Raw genomic sequence first — 19,241 nt, forward strand, 5'->3', positions numbered from 1 at the left:
GGTGTCTCCTACTTTCTTTTCTTATATGAAATACTATTATATCAAATATATGGTTTAAATACTTTTTCATGATTTTTCCGAATGGCAATCTTTGCCCATTTCATATTTGTCGTAGGGGAAGGCCCTGTAACCCATGTATGAAATGGTAGTGTACTGCAAATGACCATTGCTGAAATAGAGATTGTGGTCGTTAATATAAATAGTAATAGGCTATATAATATTGTGTTTTCTTGCAGTGCGAATAAGGAAAGAAATTTTGTACATAGTTGCAAGAAGAAAAAATGAGCTAAATAAGCGCCATACGTGTAATTCCCGATAAACCGTAAAGCTTTATATAAGAAACCACGTCGCTGTACAATTGTAATAGATAACACGTACAGTATCATAATTTCACAAACAATATATAAAAACATGGACGGTTTTAAATAAGTAGAAACCGTTAAATGAATAGAATTGGCGCCGTAAAAACTAAATAACTCATAATTGATGAATAAAAATAAGATGAAAAATAGTATTGTGATAAGCGGAATATGTTTCATGACAAATATACGCCAAGTTTTTAATGCTACAGCAGCTATTCCTCCCATGACGAAATAGAATGAGTAGAAGAAGAAGGAACGATCTGTATAATGTAAAATGGTTGAACTAGTCAGTTTCTCTCCATTAAAAATGTAGTGAGAAGAGTACCACATTAAGAAGAAATATAGACAAGCGAAAATGGTCATATATTTATATATGTCTTTTTTATTTTCTGTTCGTTTTTGAAACCAATAAAATAGTGTGCATAGTAACGGGAACAATAAGTGAATTTGGAACATCATAATAACGTACCAAAGATGAGGTGCAGCCGTCCCGAGTAATAAACTTTTTATTCCGCCTTGTAGTGTAATGATATCGTTTGTTGTTAATAGATAAAGAATAGACCAGAAGAAATAAGGGATAAGTAAATGTGCGGCTTTTTCATAAATATATTCTGTATAAACGAGTTGCTTCGTATATTGCCGAATTAAATGGAAGCCGACGATAAATATGAATGCAGGCGCTGAAAATTTTGCAAGATTAAATAGTATGCCCATAATGAGGGATTGCTCGAGTAAGACATTTCCTTGATTCATTGTATATAATAAGGAACTTTGCAAAACGACAGCAAGAAATGCAATGCTTTGCAAAACTTTAAATTCTGGTGCGCTTTGTGTCATTGTGTCCATCTCCTTTTCCATACATGATTATAGTACGGAGAAAGGATGAAAGCTGTGGAATATTTGTGAAGATTATAACAAATTCGTGGCAGGATGGGATTATATTAACGGTTTTGTTAATATATCTATCGTAACTTCCAATATATCGATTTACTGAAAAATAACGACAAAAAGAGGATGCTCGTTTTGGAGCATCCTCTTTCTATATATTAAGCAAATTTATTTTTGATCCAGTTTTTACCTTCTACAAGACGAGCTGTCATTACGGCACAAGCGTTATCTCCTGTTACGTTTAACACTGTTGCAGGAGGGTCAATGATTGTACTAATTGCTGCGATAATTGGCAATGCTTCTGGCGGGAATCCGTATAGAGAAACGATTAACATTTCACCAATCATACCCCCGCCCGGAATAGCGCCCATTACTGTTCCTACTAATAGAGAAACAACAAGTGCAATTGCTAATGTTTTCGGTCCTTCGAATTCCATGTTGAAAATACCGAATAAGAAAGCAATTTTTAATACCCCGCCTAAAACAGATCCGTCTTTATGAAGTGTAGATCCAAGAAGGACAACTGTTTCACGGACGTCAGAAGAAATACCCATTTTCTTCGTTGCTTCTAAGTTTGCTGGAATACTTGCGGCACTACTACAAGTTGCAAGTGATGTAACTGTAGGAGAGACCATGTTCTTCCAAAAGATTTGTACACCTTGTTTGCGGCCCGCAAGGTACGCATAGAATGTAAAGAATACAAAGAAGTAAATAAGAGAAGCTGGATAGTATACCATTGCTGCTCGGAAGTAAGTTCCAAGAAGTTGTGGTCCGAATTCACCAACTAATGCTGCGAAGTAAGCAGCAAGTCCAATTGGAGCGTAGTACATAATGAAAGATACGACTTTCATTGAAATTTCTGCACCAGCTTGTAGGAATGTAGCGAATGGTTTTCCTTTTTCACCAACTGCTGAAGTTGCAACCCCCATTAAGATAGAGAAGAAAATAAGGGCTAACATGTTCTCACGAGATAGTAACTTTGAAAAGTCTGATACTGTTATGATACCGACAATTTGATCAGCAACGCTAACTGCTTTTTCAGCTTTATCAGGCTGCGTTAGTTCTAATACAACACCTTGTGCTGGCGGGAATACTTTCACGATAATAATCATAAAAATAGCAGCTAAAATACTTGTAAATAAGAAAGTTCCAGCCATACTAGACATAATTTTACCGAAACGTTTTAATCCATCCATATTAGCAATAGATGACGCGATGCTAAAGAACACTAACGGTACAACAATCGTAAACATTAAGTTTAAGAAAATGTCACCAAGCGGCTTTAAAGCAACTGCATCGGCACCCATGAAATAACCAATGAAACCACCAATTAGGATAGAAGATAATAAAATAAGCGGAAAGCGATATGCTTTCATAAATATACCCTCCTATCGATTATAAAAAATCATACTGAATCATTATAGCGAGTTAGAGACTTCTTTACTAGGAAAATACGGATAAATGGAATAGCGTGAAAACCGAGAAATTTTTGTTTTTAAGCTCGGCATACAGTGAGAAATCTAGACATATATATTTGTAACCTAGTGGTGGCAAGGGCTGTACCATAACTGAGGTTTAGAAAAAGAGGGAGGGAAACAGGATGAATATTTTGCTTTGCTGTGCAGCGGGAATGTCTTCCAGTTTGATAGTTACAAAAATGGAGAAAGCAGCACAGGCAAGGGGGATAGAGGTAAAGATTTGGGCTGTATCAGGTTCAGCAGTGCGAGATCATATTGATGATGCAGATGTACTTTTACTTGGACCACAAGTACGTTATTTATTACCGAAAATGAAAGAATTATGTAAGGAGAAAGGAATTCCTGTTGATGTCATTCAATCCGTCCATTACGGACTTTGTAATGGAGAGGCTATCTTACAAGCAGCTTTGTCAATGAAACCATAAGGAGAGTGGGATAGATGATAAAGGTTTTAGAGAAATATGTGATGCCAGTGGCAGGAAAGGTTGCAGAGCAGAGGCATTTGCTAGCAATTCGTGATGGACTTGTCTTGACGATGCCTTTCTTAATTATCGGATCAATTTTTCTTATTATTAGTACATTACCAATCCCAGGGTATAATGAATTTATGGCGAGTTTGTTCGGGAAAAACTGGAACATAGCATTAGGGTATCCAGTTAGTGCAACTTTTAATATAATGGCTTTAATAGCTGTTTTTGGAATCGCTTACAGGTTGGGTGAGTATTATAAAGTGGATGCTTTAGCATCTGGTGCATTATCGCTTGTAACCTTTTTACTCGCAACACCATTTCAAGTTGCATATATTGTTCCGGGTACGAAAGAAAGTATACTCGTAGATGGAGTAATTCCAGCGGCATTAATGGGAAGCCAAGGTTTATTTGTAGCGATGATTATTGCAATTATATCTACTGAAATATACCGATTTCTTGTGCAGAAAAAGATGATTATAAAGATGCCTGAGACAGTTCCACCAGCAGTAACGCGTTCATTTGCAGCACTTATTCCAGGATTTATTGTTGTGACAGTTGTTTGGATCATTAGATTAATTTTTGAACAAACAACTTTCGGAAGTATTCATAATGTTGTAGGGAAGCTGTTGCAAGAACCACTTAGTGCACTTGGTGCCAGTCTTTGGGGCGCGGTAATCGCAGTTATTATTGTCCATGTCCTTTGGGCGTGCGGAATTCATGGAGCTACAATTGTAGGCGGTGTAATGAGTCCAATTTGGTTATCGTTAATGGATCAAAATCGTATTGCTTTTCAGGCTGGGCAAGACGTACCGAATACGATTACCGCACAGTTCTTTGATTTATGGATTTATATGGGCGGTTCTGGGGCAACTCTTGCTTTAGTTGTCGGAATGTTATTATTTGCACGAAGTCAGCAGTTAAAAAGTTTAGGTCGATTATCAATTGCACCTGGTATTTTTAATATTAATGAAATGGTAACGTTCGGTATGCCAATTGTCATGAATCCACTGTTACTTATTCCATTTATATTAGTTCCAGTTGTGTTAACGGTTGTTTCTTATTTCGCAATGGAATGGGGATGGGTAGCTCGCCCAAGTGGTGCTGCTGTAACATGGACTACACCAATTCTATTTAGTGGATATTTAGGATCGGGTGGTAAATTCTCAGGAGTTATTTTGCAACTTGTTAACTTTGCACTAGCATTCTTTATTTACTTACCGTTCTTAAAAATATGGGATAAACAAAAATTGGCGGAAGAAAAGGGGGAGTAAAGAACTAAAATGGATATGATAGAGACGAAAGCTTTTCATTTAATCTTACACGGGGGAAATGCGAGAAGTTGCTCAATGGAGGCAATTGATTGTGCTAAGCGCGGTGAATTTAAGGAAGCGGAAGCTAAACTACAAGAAGCGTTAAATGAATTGCAAGAGGCGCACCGTTTACAAACAGAGCTCATACAGAAAGAGGCTGGCGGGGAAAAGACAGAAGTTACCCTGCTGATGGTACATGCGCAAGATCATTTAATGAACGCAATTACAGTGAAGGAATTGGCGAGTGAGTTTGTAGAATTATATAGGAAGATGTCAGTAGCTGAATGAACCTTGCTTATGCAAGGTTTTTTTATGTTTTTAAAAGAAACTGTTATGCCGAAGCGAAGACCATATTATATTGGAAGAAAAAAATTCCCTCAATAAATAATCGGTTAAAATAAAGAAATACTTTTCACTGAAAAAATTTTTCAGTGTTTTTTTGTTTCAAACACAACTAGACAACTAAACACTAATCTATTTTCATACAGTTATGTGTTAAAAGCGTGTTGTTTTATAACACACTGTGTGTTTTTTTGGTGACACACTGATTGAAAGCGGTAACACACAAAAAGATCGCTCGAAAAAACGCTGATTTTAGGCGTTTTAAAAAGTTGGCACGCTAATTGCATTAATAAATAGCGTAAAGAAAAATAAAAAACATAAATTTTTTATACCACACAAGGGGGATTTATAAATGAATATTTTATTATGTTGTTCAGCAGGGATGTCTACAAGTTTACTAGTTACAAAAATGGAAGCGGCTGCAAAGGCTCGTGGTCTAGAAGGTAAGATTTGGGCTGTATCTGGGGATGCAGTAAAAAACAATATCGATCAAGCAGATGTATTATTACTAGGACCACAAGTTCGTTACATGCTCTCTACAATGAAAACGCTTGCTGACGAGAAAAACGTTGGAGTCGACGTTATTAACCCAATGCACTACGGCATGATGAATGGAGAAGCAGTTTTAGATCACGCATTAACACTTAAAAAATAATTAGGGGGGAAGCGAAATGCAAAAATTTATTGCATTTATGGAGAAGTATATTGTTCCTGTCGCTGGTAAAATCGGATCGCAACGTCACTTAGCTGCGATCCGTGATGGATTTATTGCAGTTATGCCACTTATTTTAGTTGGTGCACTTGCATCACTAATTAATGGTTTTCCATCTGAAGCTTTCCAAGATTTCATGAAAGGTTTGTTTGGTGAAACGTGGAAACAAGTTGGCGGTGGAATGTGGACTGGTTCTTTCGCAATTCTAGCACTCATCATAGCATTTACAACAAGTTATAACTTAGCAAAATCTTACGGCGTTGATGGTTTGTCAGCAGGTATTATTTCATTTGGTGCGTTAATTATTCTTACACCAACAACACCGAAAGAAGGCGGATTGAACTTAGCTTGGACAGGTGCACAAGGGTTATTCGTAGCAATTATCGTGGCACTTCTTGTTACTGAAGTATTCCGTTTCTTTGTACAAAGAGAAATTACTTTTAAAATGCCAGATGGAGTACCACCGGCAGTTTTAAGATCTTTTGCAGCTTTAGTGCCAGCATTTGTTATCTTAACAGCAGTTGCAGGTATTCAATTAGCGGTGAACTTAGCTGGTACAAGTGTTCATGAGTTTATCTTTAATACGATTCAACTACCATTGCAAAGTTTAGCAGGGACATTACCAAGTGCAATTGTCATTGTATTCCTTGTTCATCTTCTTTGGTTCTTCGGTTTACATGGTCCAAATATCGTTGGTGGTATTATTGAGCCATTATACTTACCGGCATTAGAGAAAAATATTAAGTTATTCCAAGGTGGCACATCTGCATTTGATGTTCCAAACATTGTTACAAAACCATTCTTTGATACTTTCGTATATCTTGGTGGTTCTGGTGCAACATTAGCGTTCTTAGTGGTCGTATTACTTGTAGCGAAAAGTGCACAACTACGTGGTGTATCTCGTCTATCAATTGGTCCAGGTGCATTCAACATTAACGAACCAGTAATCTTTGGTACACCGATTATTTTAAATCCAATTTTATTCTTACCGTTTATCCTAACACCAATTGTATTAGTAATTACTTCTTATACAGCTATATCTATTGGTTGGGTACCAAAAACAGTTGTGATGATTCCATGGGCAACACCACCAATTATTAGTGGTTATCTTGTAACAGGTGGACATATTTCTGGTGCGATTCTACAGTTATTCAACTTTGTAATTGCAATGGTAATCTATTATCCATTCGTTGTGTTATGTGACCGTTCAGTTGTTCGTACTGAAAAAGCAGCAGCGCAAGGAAATAACAACTCTGTACCTATGTAACATAGAGATTGTTCTCACTGATAACATTATCTGTGAGAACAATTACCTTTATATCATGTTCAGAAAGATGAGATCCATCTAGAAGAACACCAAAATATGATTAATAAAATAATAATTTAATAGACATGTTCAAACTGAAGAGGTACTTATATCGGTTGAACTTTATAGAGAGGGCGGAAATTATGATGACTACAGCAGAACAAATTCCATTCCAATTGATTTTAAATAGTGGTAATGCACGAAGCTTTGCAATGGAGGCACTTCAATTTGCCAAACAGGGGAAAATGTCAGAAGCTGATGAAGCGATGGTAAAGGCGAAAGAAGCGATTAATGAAGCGCATCATTTCCAAACAGAGCTCATACAATCAGAAGCAAGAGGAGAAAAAACAGAAATTAGTGTTCTTTTAATTCATGCGCAAGATCATTTAATGAATTCTATTACAGTAAAAGAATTAGCAGCAGAGTTTATCGATCTTTATAAAAAGCTTGAAGCGAAAGGGGAATAAAGCATGACTGGAATTAAAATTGTTACAATCGGCGGTGGATCTAGTTATACACCAGAGTTAATTGAAGGATTTATTAAACGTTATGATGAGCTTCCTGTTCGTGAAATTTGGTTAGTAGATATTGAGGCAGGAAAAGAGAAGTTAGAAATCGTTGGTAACTTAGCGAAACGTATGGTAAAGAAATCAGGCTTACCAATTGATATTCATTTAACACTTGATCGCCGTGAGGCATTAAAGGGTGCTGACTTCGTAACAACGCAGCTTCGCGTTGGTTTGTTAGAAGCTCGTGCAAAAGATGAAGCAATTCCATTAAAATATGATGTAATTGGTCAGGAAACGAATGGTCCTGGTGGTTTATTCAAAGCGCTGAGAACGATTCCTGTTATTTTAGATATTTGTAAAGATATGGAGGAACTTTGTCCGAACGCATGGCTTATTAACTTCGCAAATCCGGCTGGTATGGTAACTGAAGCTGTACTTCGCTATACGAACATTGAAAGAGTAGTTGGTCTATGTAACGTTCCAATCGGAATTCGTATGGGTCTTGCGAGATTACTTGAAGTAGATGCAAGTCGTGTACACGTTGATTTCGCTGGTTTAAATCATATGGTATACGGATTAGATGTATACTTGGATGGCGTAAGCGTAATGGATCGTGTATTAGAACTTGTAACAGATCCAGAAAAGCAAATTACGATGGAAAACATCGCTGCGCTTAACTGGGAGCCAGACTTTATTCGCGGTCTTCGTGCAATTCCATGTCCATACCATCGCTACTACTACAAAACACGTGAAATGTTAGAAGAAGAGAAAGAAGCTTCAATCGAAAAAGGTACACGTGCAGAAGTAGTAAAACAATTAGAAGATGATTTATTCGAGTTATATAAAGACCCGAATTTAGATATTAAACCACCACAATTAGAAAAGCGTGGCGGAGCGTATTATAGTGATGCAGCATGTAGCTTAATTACGTCTATTTACAATAATAAAGGTGATATCCAGCCTGTTAATACACGAAACAACGGAACGATTGCAAGCTTACCACATGATTCTGCTGTTGAGGTGAACTGTATTATTACGAAGGAAGGTCCAAAACCAATTGCGGTTGGAGACTTACCAGTACCAGTTCGCGGTTTAGTACAACAAATTAAATCATTTGAGCGCACAACAATTGAAGCTGCTGTTACAGGGGATTATCATAAGGCGCTGCTTGCTATGACAATTAACCCACTTGTACCATCAGATACAGTTGCAAAACAAATTTTAGATGAAATGTTGGAAGCACATAAAGAACATCTTCCACAATTCTTTAAGAAGATAGAGAAATAAAGCGGCGCTATTTAGCCCGCTTTTTTTAATTCTAGTAGGAGGTATTACGATGATTAAGCTAATTGTAAATGCAGATGATTTCGGTCTTACGGAAGGTACAAATTACGGAATTATTGATGGACATAAAAACGGGCTTGTAAATTCAACGACGATGATGATGAATATGCCAGGGACAGAGCATGCCGTACGTTTAGCGAAAGAGTATAAAACGTTAGGAGTAGGAGTGCATCTCGTATTAACGGCAGGAGAACCGCTTCTTAAAGACGTTCCATCACTTGTGAGCAGCGATGGGGCATTTCATAAACAAGGCGTCGTATGGGAAGGAAATATAAGTCCAGAAGAGGTAGAAAGAGAATGGACTGCTCAAATTGAGAAATTTTTATCTTACGGATTAATACCGACTCATTTAGATAGTCATCATCACGTGCATGGGTTACCGATTCTACACGACGTTCTTGAGAGATTGGCAAGTAAATATAACGTTCCGATTCGTCGTTGTGAAGAAGAGCGAGCGGTGCGCCCATTTTCAGATGTGTTTTACAGTGATTTTTATGCTGACGGTGTGACGGAAGATTATTTTGTGAAGCTAAAAGAAAGAGTACAGGACGAACAAACGGTAGAAATTATGGTGCATCCAGCTTATATTGATCCAGAGCTTGTGAAACGTTCTTCTTACGTAATGGATCGGGTAAAAGAGTTGCGTATTTTAACGGAGAGCGAGTTGCCTGAGGGAATGGAGCTTGTGAAGTTTTAATAGAAAAAAACGACGGCTAAATGGGGCCGTCGTTTTTTGTGCTTACAAAATGGATAGAACATATCCACCGAAGGCTCCGAGTATAACGATAACCCAAGGTGGTGTTTTCCAAAAAGCGAGTAAGCAAAATAGAAGGGAAGCAAAAACGAAATCTACAGAATTCATAATTGTACTCGTCCAAATTGGATCATAAAAAGCTGCGAGTAAAATACCGACAACGGCTGCGTTCACTCCAAGTAGTGCACCTTGTATGAAAGATACTCTCCTTACACTGTCCCAAAATGGTAAAACGCCAACAACGAGCAGGAAGGCAGGAAGAAAGATAGCGATCGTTGCAACAACTGCTCCGGCGGTTCCATTTAACACTGCTCCAATATAAGAGGCGAATGTAAATAGTGGTCCTGGCATTGCTTGTGTTAATCCGTATCCAGCTAGAAATTGTTCTTTTGTCATCATCCCGTTTTGTACAAATTCACTTTCAAGAAGAGGAAGTACGACGTGTCCCCCTCCGAATACAAGTGCACCAGAGCGATAGAAGCTGTCAAATAAAGAAATGAAATAAGAGTACGGTCGTAACATTGGTAGTAGTATTAATAGTCCGAAGAATAAGGTGAGACAAGAAATTGCTACCATTTTTGAAATAGGTACGTTTATTTTATTTGCTTGGTTAACGGGTTGGTCACGATATAAAAACCAGCCGATAAAGCCAGATACTATAATGAGAATGACTTGTGTCCAACTACTTGGCCATAATAGGGCGATTGAGGCAGTTGCAATTGCGATTGTTGCACGGTTTCGGTCCGGTGTTAACTTTTGAGCCATTCCCCATATTGCATGAGCAACAATTGCGACCGCTACAAGTTTCAGTCCATGAATCCAGCCTGTACTTCCTAGTTCGAACTGGTTAAGGAATGAAGCGAAGAAAACTAAAACGAGTACAGACGGTAGAGTGAATCCAATCCATGAAATAATGGCTCCTAATAATCCGCCGCGCAATAAGCCAACTCCCATCCCGACTTGGCTGCTAGCAGGGCCAGGAAGGAATTGACATAGTGCTACTAAGTCTCCGTAACTTCGTTCATCCATCCATTTTCTTTTTTGCACGTATTCATGATGAAAATAACCAAGATGGGCGACAGGGCCTCCAAATGAAGTAAGTCCTAATTTAAATGAGACGAGAAAAATCTCTAATAATGATTGAATAGAATAGTTATTATTTTTCAAAAGACCCTCCTAGAATGTTTTCCTAAGTGCATTATACAAGAGGCAGTAAAGTGAATGAAATGATTTCTATGTAAAGATTTTGTGAATCTTTTAGTTGTAATTAAAAATTGAAAAAGTCATAAATGATTATGTCTAAACCATAAAGTAGTAGAAGTAGTGCTGGGAAATTTATATGAGGAGAATGCCCGTATGACAACACATTTCTTTGCTAGGTTAACAGGGAAGAGGGAAGTAGCTCCTGTAAATACAGAAGCTTACGGTGTAACAGAGCTCATTTTTAGTGAAGATTTAAAGAAGTTGCAATATCGGGTCATATTAAAAAACATAAAAAAAATCACGTCATGCCAAATTCATTTAGGAAAAGCGAATCAAATTGGGCCAGTTGTTTTAAGTTTGTTCGGTCCGTTAGAGCAAGGAATTAGTGTGAATGAAGGAGTCGTTACTGGTGTAGCTAAAGTGGAGGATTTTGAAGGGCCTTTGCAGGGGAGAGCATTTGACAGCTTGTTTCAAGAGATAATGCAAGCAAATGTATATGTAAATGTTTATACGAAATCTAATAAAAAGGGGGAAATAAGGGGGAGAATAAGGGAAGTAAAGAAGTAAACGAAAAGGCTGTCCAAAAAACATTTTGGAACAGCCTTTTCTAATTATATAGAGTGCTACTATTGTTGATTATTGTCGGTAAATCGCTAATATAATTTCACTTACTACGTACTAGAGTACTACTCGAAAAAGAGAAGCTATACACTATTGCCTAGTTTAACTTTTTACAGGTTGATTTTTGATAAAGAAGTCCATTACATAAAATACTTCGTCATCGGGTATTTGTATTTCAAATGTATTTTCGATAGGTTGCAGTGCTTTTTTTACTTTCATATACATCCAGTACTCATCTTGTCTTCGTTTCTCTTTATCAGGATGAGGGAGGAGACTTTCGCCTTTTTGAAGACGGTCAACCATGCAGCTCATATGTAAAATCACACCCATTAAGCTGTCGGGAGTTAGCTGTAAAGAAATCAATTCCTGAATTGTATTTAATGCATAACGAATTGTTTTAATAAGTAATGCCCCATCGTTACGCTGCATTTGTTGTTCAAGAATATCAGCCATTTTTGCATATGTTTCTTCATACGTAATCAATTCTTGAATCGGCTGAATCGCTGTGTAGTTTACAATGTCTTGGAAATGATACGTTAAGCAAGGTACTTGCACATCGAAATTCGTGACGATACAAATGATATTACGCTCTTTTTTTATGTTCTCGATCATTTTCGTTAAATCTTTTTCATGAACGATACTAATCGGAATAATTTCAATTAAGTCTTTATCAAAACGTAAATAGTTCTCTAACATTTTTTGAATTGCTAAAGCACTTCCTTCGCCGGTTAAACAAGCTGTTAAAATAACAGATTTCATTGGCGACAGTGGCTTTTTCTTTTCTTCCTGTACGTTTAAATAGAACGGCGTTAAGTTCTTCACTGTTTCGTATAGTGCATCTAATGAGTAGCCAAGCTGAGCTTTTCGAGCTGCTTCCAGTGCGTGTGGTGTACTCGTCATTGAAAGAACACGTACAGGGATTTTGAATTCAGTTTCTAATATATCACCAATATAAGCGAGAGATCCCATATCAACAAGTAAGAGAAGCCCGTTTACATTTTGAAGTGTTTTCATATACACTTTCACACGCTCTAAAAAGTCTTTCGGTGATTCATGTAACGGCATATCAATACCAGTTACTTCATCGATACCGAGAAGTTCGTTTGCAACGTTTGCCATTTCTGTTGCGATGCCATTACCGTGTGCTAATATTAATACTTTTACTTCTGTTTGGGAGGCAGGAATTGGATCAACAACGAAGAACATTGTTAAAAAGCCAGCTTCATCAATAGGCATTGTTATTTGTAATTCTTCTTCTAATAGCTGAATACATTGCATAGCTACGGAAAAAGCTTTTTTATATTTCGTACGAATTTGATTTAATTGTGGGTGGTGAATTTGTTTCCCGCCCTGTAAACGTTGTAGAGTTGTCTGTACATGTAGGCTTAAAGCAAGAAACACTTTTTCATCAAACGTCTTAGATAAATGTTTTTCAGCGAGCTCCGCAATTTTTTCACATACGGAAACGATATTACGATCCACAATTTTAAAAACATTTTCATGGCTTGTCTTTTTAGACATTTGGTTAAAATATTGGACGAAAAAGCTTTGAATATCATTTTCTATTAGTAATTCTAATTCTTCCTCTTCAATGCCGCGTGCTTGAAGTTCTTCATATTTATAATCAATATAATCGTAAATAGAAGAGCGGCTTCCTTCGGGCTCTATTGTATGCTTACTCCAACCTTCATCACCTGTAAATACAAATGTTTCATTTGGTATTTGATATAGATGACGGCTCTTTCTTTCAATAAATAATCCCTCTTTCATATACCAAGGTAAATCTGTACTTGAAACACAGACAGAATCACGTTTTTTTGTTACGAAATCAGAATAAGCTTTCGCACAGGCAATTTGTACGTCCGTTTTCAATTGACCGATGTTATTTGGACAATTGTAAAAGACGAAAGCACGCATTGTATTTGGACTAACATGAATCTCTTTCCTTAGACGAATTGCTTCATTTGTGAAAAATAGCTGTAGTAAAGCAAACCGTTCTTTATGTGTTCGCTCACGAAGTGGTGGAAGCGTAACGGTCATCGGAATACGTCTTGTAAATGTTTTTAATAAAAATGAATTTGGTTCTTCGGTTGTTGCAGTAATAATCAACACTCGTGCCTTACGTTCATTTTCCGTTTCTCCAAGGCGGCGGTATACTCCGCGATCAATAAATGTGAAGAGCATCTCTTGTCCTTCTGGAGGAAGGCGATGTACTTCATCTAAGAAAAGGATTCCTTCATGTGCTTTTTCAATTAACCCTTTTTGATCACTGGCACCTGTGTAAGCTCCTTTTTTTATCCCAAATAACTGTCCAAGTAGTAGTTGTGGATTGTTTGCATAATCAGCACAGTTAAAGACGATAAAAGGTGCATCTTTTGGAAGTTGTTCCACTTCAATTGCGTATTCGTGCATTAAAGAAGCGAACATCGATTTTCCGACACCTGTTTCTCCAAGTAGTAAAGTATGCATACCGTTTGGAGGATAGAGAATAGAAGCTTTTGCTTTTTCGATTGCAATTTTTAGGCTTGTATTTTCAATAGCAAATGTATCTAATGAAGTGCCCTTTGTTGAATGCGTTTCCAATGAAGTGTTCGTTTCTATATAAAAACGGACAGGGCGTGTACTCGTTTTTAATAAACGATTATCTTTCACAAGCTTGTTTAAATCGCTACTAACATTTGCACGGTCTAACTGTAGAAGTGTAGCGAGTTCTGATGCTGTTACACCTTCTGTATAATTCCCTTTTTGTATTGCGTTAAAAATGAGATCTATTCGTTTCATTTCTATTCACCTCGAAACTTCATCACTATTTAAAATTTTACACAAAAATGAGAAGTGTGGGAAGAGAAAAATAAAACAGCTTTAGTACATAGGCACTAAAGCTGTTACAATCTTGTGTCTTTCCAAAAATTCACTTCAAGATGGGAAGATGGATTATAGGGAAGAAGTTGGTATCCTTGTGACTGTAAATAATCAATTACTTTTGGAAGTATTTGTACGGTGACACTCGAATCATGCATTAAAATGACTTCGACTTGTTCATCGCTTTGATTTCGTACTCTTTCTAGTATTGCGGAAGGATTATCATAGCTTTTCCAGTCATATGTATCAATTGTCCAATCCCACATTTTATACTGGGCAGATACGAGTGCATCACGGTAATTCTTTTTTAAGTAAGGCATGCTGCCGTATGGGACACGAACGAGATGTGTATTTAAATGTGTAACTTGCTGGACAATGTTTTGGGTTTGTTCCATTTCTGCAATTAAAATCGTTGGATCGCCAGTATAAAGACGTTTTACATCATGTGACATACTATGGAGACCGATATAATGTCCATCTTTAATCAATCGCTCCATCGTTTTTTTATAATGCGGCACTTTTCCGCCAATAACGAAGAAAGTTGCTTTTCCGTTCTTCTCTTTTAAAATATTTAAAATTTGTGGTGTGTATTTATTTGGTCCGTCATCAAATGTTAAGTACGCAATTTTTTTTGTAGGAGAGGTAGTTTGAGTGCTTTGGTAATCTTCTGCTTGAATGTCTGTAGTTGCTTTTGTATTCGATGATGCGTACATAGTAATAGTTAAAAATAAAATTATACATTGAAGTAATCGCTGGATCATAACATTCACCCTCAGTTTGACAATCAAGATGTAAAAATGAAAATTTGATGCTTTTTTCGTTATACGTATATCTTTCTCCAATAGAGGCACTCTCAAACAATCTATATTTTGGAAATGGGGAATAAGGATTAAAAAATAAAAAATAGCATCCTCTTATGAAAAGAGGATGCTATTTGAATATTTCATAATAGTAAAGGCTATACTACAATTAGTCTTCGCGTTTTTTCACTTTTTTATAGAAGGAAATAATTGGTTTGTAACGTTCGTGTACAAGACCGATTACTTCAGCAATGATTTCTGTAAAGAAGATTAAAATGAAAAGAAGAATAATGGATAACCATAATGTTGCACTACTGAAAATAATTGCATTTATACTAAAGAATATACCCAATGCGTAAATAATTAGTACCGTTTTACGATGAGAGAATCCCATTGCAAGTAAGCGGTGATGTAAATGCGATTTATCAGGTGCTGAAATAGGTTTTTTATTTACGATACGGCGGATAATTGCAAATGTCGTATCAAATATAGGTACACCTAAAATAATAATTGGAACGATAAAACTGAATAACGTTACGCTTTTGTATAATCCAAGTAACGATATAACAGAAATACAGTATCCTAAAAATAGTGCTCCTGTATCTCCCATGAAAATTTTTGCTGGATGGAAGTTGTAGAATAAAAATCCAATTGTACTTGCTAATGTAATCAGTGCTAGAGGTAATATAATAGCTGCTCCAGTACCCCATGGGCTAGTGAAGGCCATATATGCTAGCGTTGCAAGTACGATAGATGAAATCCCTGCGGATAATCCATCTAATCCATCAATTAAGTTGATGGCATTTGTAATACCGACAATCCAAAATACCGTAATTGGATAAGCAAGCCATCCGAGTTCAGTATCTCCAAGGATTGGAATATATAATACTTGCACTAATAATCCACTTTTTACAATCATGATGGCAACTAATAGTTGTCCACCGAATTTTACCCTCGCAGATAGTTCGTACATATCATCTAAAATCCCGATGATAACAATGATGATAGCACCTAAAGTTATCGATAACATTCTTTGTTCGTACAATCCACCGACAACAAATCCTACGGCTACACCGATGAAAATTGCTAACCCGCCAAGACGAGGCATAATTTTTTGGTGTACTTTACGCGCATTTGGCTTGTCTGTTGCTCCTATTTTAAAAGCTAATTTAATAACTAAAGGAGTAACGACGAGTACAGTGATGAAAGATGCCAAAATGGCATAAATCACTTGTGAGTCCATTAATACCCCACCCTTTATAGTTTAACGTAATTTTTCTAATTGTATTTATCTGAAAATTATGATGTTTATTTACAGGCTCATAACATATGGTATCACAAAAAGATTAGAATTCAATCTTTTTTTCTTTTAGCTGTAAATGGAAGTGCGTAGAATATATGACAATTGTATATAGAATGTTGGATCGTTTGAGAAGGTTGTTCATATTACGACTTGGAATATGGCAGTGTATCTACCTCATTTATAACAAGTATTTTATTATAAGTGTTGCACGTAAAAATGAGTAAGTTCCGTGTTAAAATATGGGAATTTACATTTTGTATATATTGCATCATTTAACTTTACAAAATCTTAAAAAAGAATAAAAAAATAATTCATATAATAAAGAAGTGAAAGAGTTTTCTCATTCTTAGTGTGAGAGGGGGAAGCACAGGGGGAATTCTACGTATTCGTATATTTTCTTATGTATATTCCTGTGCGAAAGGAAAATGAAAATTACGATAATAGGTACCGGGTATGTTGGATTAATTACAGGAGTAGGATTGGCGAGATTAGGACATTCAGTCACATGTTTCGATATAAATAGTGGGAAAATTGAACGGATTAAACAAGGCGAGTTACCTATTTATGAATGTGGATTAAATGAATTAATAAATGAAGCATACGAAAATAATCATTTAACTTTTACAGCAAGTAAATCAGCGGCATTTAATGGTGTAGAGTTTATATTTATTGCAGTTGGAACGCCATCTTTATTAGATGGAACAGCAGATTTAACGTATATTCGTAGTGCCTGTGATGATATTGGAACATATGTGAATAACGATATTATTGTTGTAACGAAAAGTACGGTTCCTGTAGGGACAAATGATGTAATGAGAGAATGGATTGAGGAGAAACTACAAGGTAGACATGAATTATATATTGTATCGAATCCAGAATTTTTAAGGGAAGGTTCTGGCATTTATGATTTTTTTCAGGGTGATCGTATCGTAATTGGAGCATGTAGTGAAGAAGCGGCAAGGAAAGTAGAGAATTTGTACAGTAAATTAAGCGTACAAACGTATATTACAGATATTCGAAGCGCTGAGATGATTAAATATGCATCTAATGCTTTTTTAGCCACGAAGATTAGTTTTATTAATGAAATTTCTACTATATGTGAGCAAGTGGGTGCAGATATAGTAGATGTAGCTACAGGGATGGGGATGGATAAGAGAATTGGTGCATCTTTTTTAAATGCAGGCATTGGATATGGAGGATCTTGTTTTCCGAAAGATACGAAAGCACTTGTGCAAATTGCAGGGAATGTTTCTCATGATTTTCGCTTGTTGAAAGCAGTCATTGAAGTGAATAATAAACAACAGTTGTTGTTAGTTGAAAAAGCGAAGAAAATTATAGATATGAAGAAGAAGCGAATTGCGGTTCTTGGTGCAGCATTCAAACCAAATACTGACGATATTAGGGAAGCACCATCTCTTATTATAATAGAAGAATTAATTAATGCAGGTGCGGATGTGGTTTTATATGACCCACAAGCTATTCAAAATGTAAGAGGTTTATTTGGAAATACGATACGATACGCTGAGTGTATAGATGAATCGATTAGAGAGGCGCATGCAGTTTTTATCGTAACAGAATGGGAATCAATTCGAAATTATCCGCTAGAAAAGTATGCACAGCTTATGAGGGAACCTATTCTATTTGATGGGAGAAATTGTTATACTAATGAGGATGCCGAGGAGCATGGATTAGATTATTACTCAGTTGGGCGAAAAGGCGTCTGTAATAGTAATGGTTCTCCGGTGCGTTAAAAAGTGTATTTCTACATGCATATTTTTATATGCGATAATAGAAGTTTTAACTAGTGAAAGAAAAGAGGCAATGAAATGACTGAACGTTTAAAAGTAATGACAATTTTCGGGACACGACCAGAAGCAATTAAAATGGCACCTCTTGTATTAGAGTTGCAAAAGCACCCAGAAAAGATTGAATCCATTGTGACTGTAACAGCACAACACCGTCAAATGTTAGATCAAGTATTAAATATCTTTGGAATTACGCCAGATTTCGATTTGAATATCATGAAAGATCGTCAAACGTTAATTGATATTACAACACGTGGTTTAGAAGGTTTAGATAAAGTAATGAAAGAAGCAAAGCCTGATATCGTACTTGTGCATGGTGATACAACGACGACATTTATTGCAAGCTTAGCTGCTTTCTATAATCAAATTCCAGTAGGACATGTTGAAGCAGGACTTCGTACATGGGATAAGTATTCTCCATATCCAGAAGAGATGAATCGCCAACTAACAGGTGTAATGGCGGATCTTCATTTCTCACCTACAACAAAATCAGCAACGAACTTACAAAAAGAAAATAAAGATGAGTCACGCATTTTCGTAACAGGAAATACAGCGATCGATGCACTGAAGACAACTGTAAAAGAAACTTATAGCCATTCGGTGTTAGAGAAACTTGGAAATGATCGTCTTGTACTTATGACAGCACACCGTCGTGAAAATTTAGGGGAACCAATGCGCAATATGTTCCGTGCAATTAAGCGTCTTGTTGATAAGCACGAAGATGTACAAGTTGTATACCCTGTTCATATGAATCCTGTTGTTCGCGAAATAGCGAATGATATTTTAGGCGAGCATAGCCGCATTCATTTAATTGAGCCGCTAGATGTAATCGATTTCCATAATGTTGCAGCTCGTTCATACTTAATGTTAACTGATTCTGGTGGTGTACAAGAGGAAGCACCATCACTAGGTGTGCCAGTTCTTGTCCTTCGTGATACGACGGAACGCCCAGAAGGTATCGAAGCAGGTACGCTGAAATTAGCTGGAACAGATGAAGAGACAATCTTTGGTCTTGCTGATGAGTTGTTATCTGATAAAGAAGCTCATGATAAGATGACGAAAGCATCTAACCCTTACGGCGATGGTCGTGCATCAGAGCGTATTGTAGAAGCGATTTTACAACACTTCAACAAGTAGAGTGAAACTGTAATAAATGGGGTTTTCATCTTCCG

Annotated in this window: 17 protein-coding genes; 11 read left to right on the plus strand and 6 right to left on the minus strand. The window is 36.7% G+C overall.

All coding sequences use genetic code 11. The features are described 5' to 3' along the window. Nucleotides 1-41: 41 nt before the first annotated feature. Nucleotides 42-1,199 (minus strand): acyltransferase, encoded by a 1,158-nt coding sequence (locus FT637_RS13990; protein WP_193646822.1) that lies wholly within the window; start codon nt 1,197-1,199, stop codon nt 42-44. A 209-nt stretch (nt 1,200-1,408) separates the two neighbouring features. Then, a complete protein-coding gene (locus FT637_RS13995; RefSeq protein ID WP_002144835.1) occupies nt 1,409-2,626 on the minus strand; it encodes a dicarboxylate/amino acid:cation symporter in 1,218 nt (405 codons plus the stop codon). A 224-nt stretch (nt 2,627-2,850) separates the two neighbouring features. Between FT637_RS13995 and FT637_RS14000 the strand changes: the two genes are divergently transcribed. The 8 genes from FT637_RS14000 (at nt 2,851) to chbG (ending at nt 9,418) form a co-directional block, all read left to right on the plus strand. Further along, nucleotides 2,851-3,153, plus strand: a complete 303-nt coding sequence (locus FT637_RS14000) for a PTS sugar transporter subunit IIB (RefSeq protein WP_193646823.1) — start codon at nt 2,851-2,853, stop codon at nt 3,151-3,153. 14 nt (nt 3,154-3,167) lie between these two features. After that, the gene (gene celB / locus FT637_RS14005) at nt 3,168-4,469 is read left to right on the plus strand and encodes a PTS cellobiose transporter subunit IIC (protein ID WP_193646824.1); all 1,302 of its coding nucleotides are present in this window, start codon (nt 3,168-3,170) and stop codon (nt 4,467-4,469) included. A gap of 9 nt (nt 4,470-4,478) precedes the next feature. Further along, nucleotides 4,479-4,796: a PTS lactose/cellobiose transporter subunit IIA gene (locus FT637_RS14010; protein WP_193646825.1), complete on the plus strand. Its 318-nt coding sequence runs from the start codon at nt 4,479-4,481 to the stop codon at nt 4,794-4,796. 406 nt (nt 4,797-5,202) lie between these two features. After that, nucleotides 5,203-5,505 (plus strand): PTS sugar transporter subunit IIB, encoded by a 303-nt coding sequence (locus FT637_RS14015; protein WP_001023565.1) that lies wholly within the window; start codon nt 5,203-5,205, stop codon nt 5,503-5,505. 16 nt (nt 5,506-5,521) lie between these two features. After that, the gene (gene celB / locus FT637_RS14020; protein ID WP_193646826.1) at nt 5,522-6,829 is read left to right on the plus strand and encodes a PTS cellobiose transporter subunit IIC; all 1,308 of its coding nucleotides are present in this window, start codon (nt 5,522-5,524) and stop codon (nt 6,827-6,829) included. Between the two features lie 182 nt (nt 6,830-7,011). Next, nucleotides 7,012-7,335 (plus strand): PTS lactose/cellobiose transporter subunit IIA, encoded by a 324-nt coding sequence (locus FT637_RS14025; RefSeq protein ID WP_193646827.1) that lies wholly within the window; start codon nt 7,012-7,014, stop codon nt 7,333-7,335. 3 nt (nt 7,336-7,338) lie between these two features. Beyond that, nucleotides 7,339-8,664 carry a 6-phospho-beta-glucosidase gene (gene celF, locus FT637_RS14030; protein WP_193646828.1) on the plus strand — a complete coding sequence of 442 codons (1,326 nt, stop codon included), beginning with the start codon at nt 7,339-7,341 and terminating at the stop codon, nt 8,662-8,664. 49 nt (nt 8,665-8,713) lie between these two features. Further along, nucleotides 8,714-9,418 (plus strand): chitin disaccharide deacetylase, encoded by a 705-nt coding sequence (gene chbG, locus FT637_RS14035; protein WP_193646829.1) that lies wholly within the window; start codon nt 8,714-8,716, stop codon nt 9,416-9,418. Between the two features lie 42 nt (nt 9,419-9,460). Here chbG and FT637_RS14040 read toward each other — a convergent pair whose 3' ends face one another. Then, complete coding sequence (locus FT637_RS14040; protein ID WP_193646830.1) at nt 9,461-10,642, minus strand: chromate transporter; 1,182 nt, start codon at nt 10,640-10,642, stop codon at nt 9,461-9,463. Between the two features lie 189 nt (nt 10,643-10,831). On the opposite strand from FT637_RS14040, the gene exsM reads away from it, so the two are divergent. Next, the gene (gene exsM / locus FT637_RS14045; protein WP_193646831.1) at nt 10,832-11,245 is read left to right on the plus strand and encodes an exosporium regulatory protein ExsM; all 414 of its coding nucleotides are present in this window, start codon (nt 10,832-10,834) and stop codon (nt 11,243-11,245) included. A 156-nt stretch (nt 11,246-11,401) separates the two neighbouring features. Here exsM and FT637_RS14050 read toward each other — a convergent pair whose 3' ends face one another. The 3 genes from FT637_RS14050 to FT637_RS14060 all read right to left on the minus strand — a co-directional run bounded on the left by FT637_RS14050 (nt 11,402) and on the right by FT637_RS14060 (nt 16,204). After that, entirely contained in the window at nt 11,402-14,080 is a 2,679-nt protein-coding gene (locus FT637_RS14050) for a PRD domain-containing protein (protein ID WP_193646832.1), read from the minus strand. 104 nt (nt 14,081-14,184) lie between these two features. After that, a complete protein-coding gene (locus FT637_RS14055) occupies nt 14,185-14,922 on the minus strand; it encodes a polysaccharide deacetylase family protein (RefSeq protein WP_193646833.1) in 738 nt (245 codons plus the stop codon). 208 nt (nt 14,923-15,130) lie between these two features. Beyond that, complete coding sequence (locus tag FT637_RS14060; RefSeq protein ID WP_193646834.1) at nt 15,131-16,204, minus strand: glycosyltransferase family 4 protein; 1,074 nt, start codon at nt 16,202-16,204, stop codon at nt 15,131-15,133. A 485-nt stretch (nt 16,205-16,689) separates the two neighbouring features. Between FT637_RS14060 and FT637_RS14065 the strand changes: the two genes are divergently transcribed. Continuing rightward, nucleotides 16,690-18,015 (plus strand): UDP-glucose dehydrogenase family protein, encoded by a 1,326-nt coding sequence (locus FT637_RS14065; RefSeq protein WP_193646835.1) that lies wholly within the window; start codon nt 16,690-16,692, stop codon nt 18,013-18,015. Nucleotides 18,016-18,090: 75 nt separating this feature from the next. Next, entirely contained in the window at nt 18,091-19,206 is a 1,116-nt protein-coding gene (wecB, locus tag FT637_RS14070; RefSeq protein ID WP_002112886.1) for a non-hydrolyzing UDP-N-acetylglucosamine 2-epimerase, read from the plus strand. Nucleotides 19,207-19,241: the final 35 nt, after the last annotated feature.

Source organism: Bacillus cereus, from assembly GCF_015071065.1.
GTDB lineage: Bacteria > Bacillota > Bacilli > Bacillales > Bacillaceae_G > Bacillus_A > Bacillus_A cereus_BA.

Bases quoted from the DNA above. Each gene is read 5' to 3' on its own strand.
- FT637_RS13990 (WP_193646822.1), bottom strand. From the start codon at position 1,199: ATGACACAAAGCGCACCAGAATTTAAAGTTTTGCAAAGCATTGCATTT.
- FT637_RS13995 (WP_002144835.1), bottom strand. From the start codon at position 2,626: ATGAAAGCATATCGCTTTCCGCTTATTTTATTATCTTCTATCCTAATT.
- FT637_RS14000 (WP_193646823.1), top strand. From the start codon at position 2,851: ATGAATATTTTGCTTTGCTGTGCAGCGGGAATGTCTTCCAGTTTGATA.
- celB (WP_193646824.1), top strand. From the start codon at position 3,168: ATGATAAAGGTTTTAGAGAAATATGTGATGCCAGTGGCAGGAAAGGTT.
- FT637_RS14010 (WP_193646825.1), top strand. From the start codon at position 4,479: ATGGATATGATAGAGACGAAAGCTTTTCATTTAATCTTACACGGGGGA.
- FT637_RS14015 (WP_001023565.1), top strand. From the start codon at position 5,203: ATGAATATTTTATTATGTTGTTCAGCAGGGATGTCTACAAGTTTACTA.
- celB (WP_193646826.1), top strand. From the start codon at position 5,522: ATGCAAAAATTTATTGCATTTATGGAGAAGTATATTGTTCCTGTCGCT.
- FT637_RS14025 (WP_193646827.1), top strand. From the start codon at position 7,012: ATGATGACTACAGCAGAACAAATTCCATTCCAATTGATTTTAAATAGT.
- celF (WP_193646828.1), top strand. From the start codon at position 7,339: ATGACTGGAATTAAAATTGTTACAATCGGCGGTGGATCTAGTTATACA.
- chbG (WP_193646829.1), top strand. From the start codon at position 8,714: ATGATTAAGCTAATTGTAAATGCAGATGATTTCGGTCTTACGGAAGGT.
- exsM (WP_193646831.1), top strand. From the start codon at position 10,832: ATGACAACACATTTCTTTGCTAGGTTAACAGGGAAGAGGGAAGTAGCT.
- FT637_RS14050 (WP_193646832.1), bottom strand. From the start codon at position 14,080: ATGAAACGAATAGATCTCATTTTTAACGCAATACAAAAAGGGAATTAT.
- FT637_RS14055 (WP_193646833.1), bottom strand. From the start codon at position 14,922: ATGATCCAGCGATTACTTCAATGTATAATTTTATTTTTAACTATTACT.
- FT637_RS14060 (WP_193646834.1), bottom strand. From the start codon at position 16,204: ATGGACTCACAAGTGATTTATGCCATTTTGGCATCTTTCATCACTGTA.
- FT637_RS14065 (WP_193646835.1), top strand. From the start codon at position 16,690: ATGAAAATTACGATAATAGGTACCGGGTATGTTGGATTAATTACAGGA.
- wecB (WP_002112886.1), top strand. From the start codon at position 18,091: ATGACTGAACGTTTAAAAGTAATGACAATTTTCGGGACACGACCAGAA.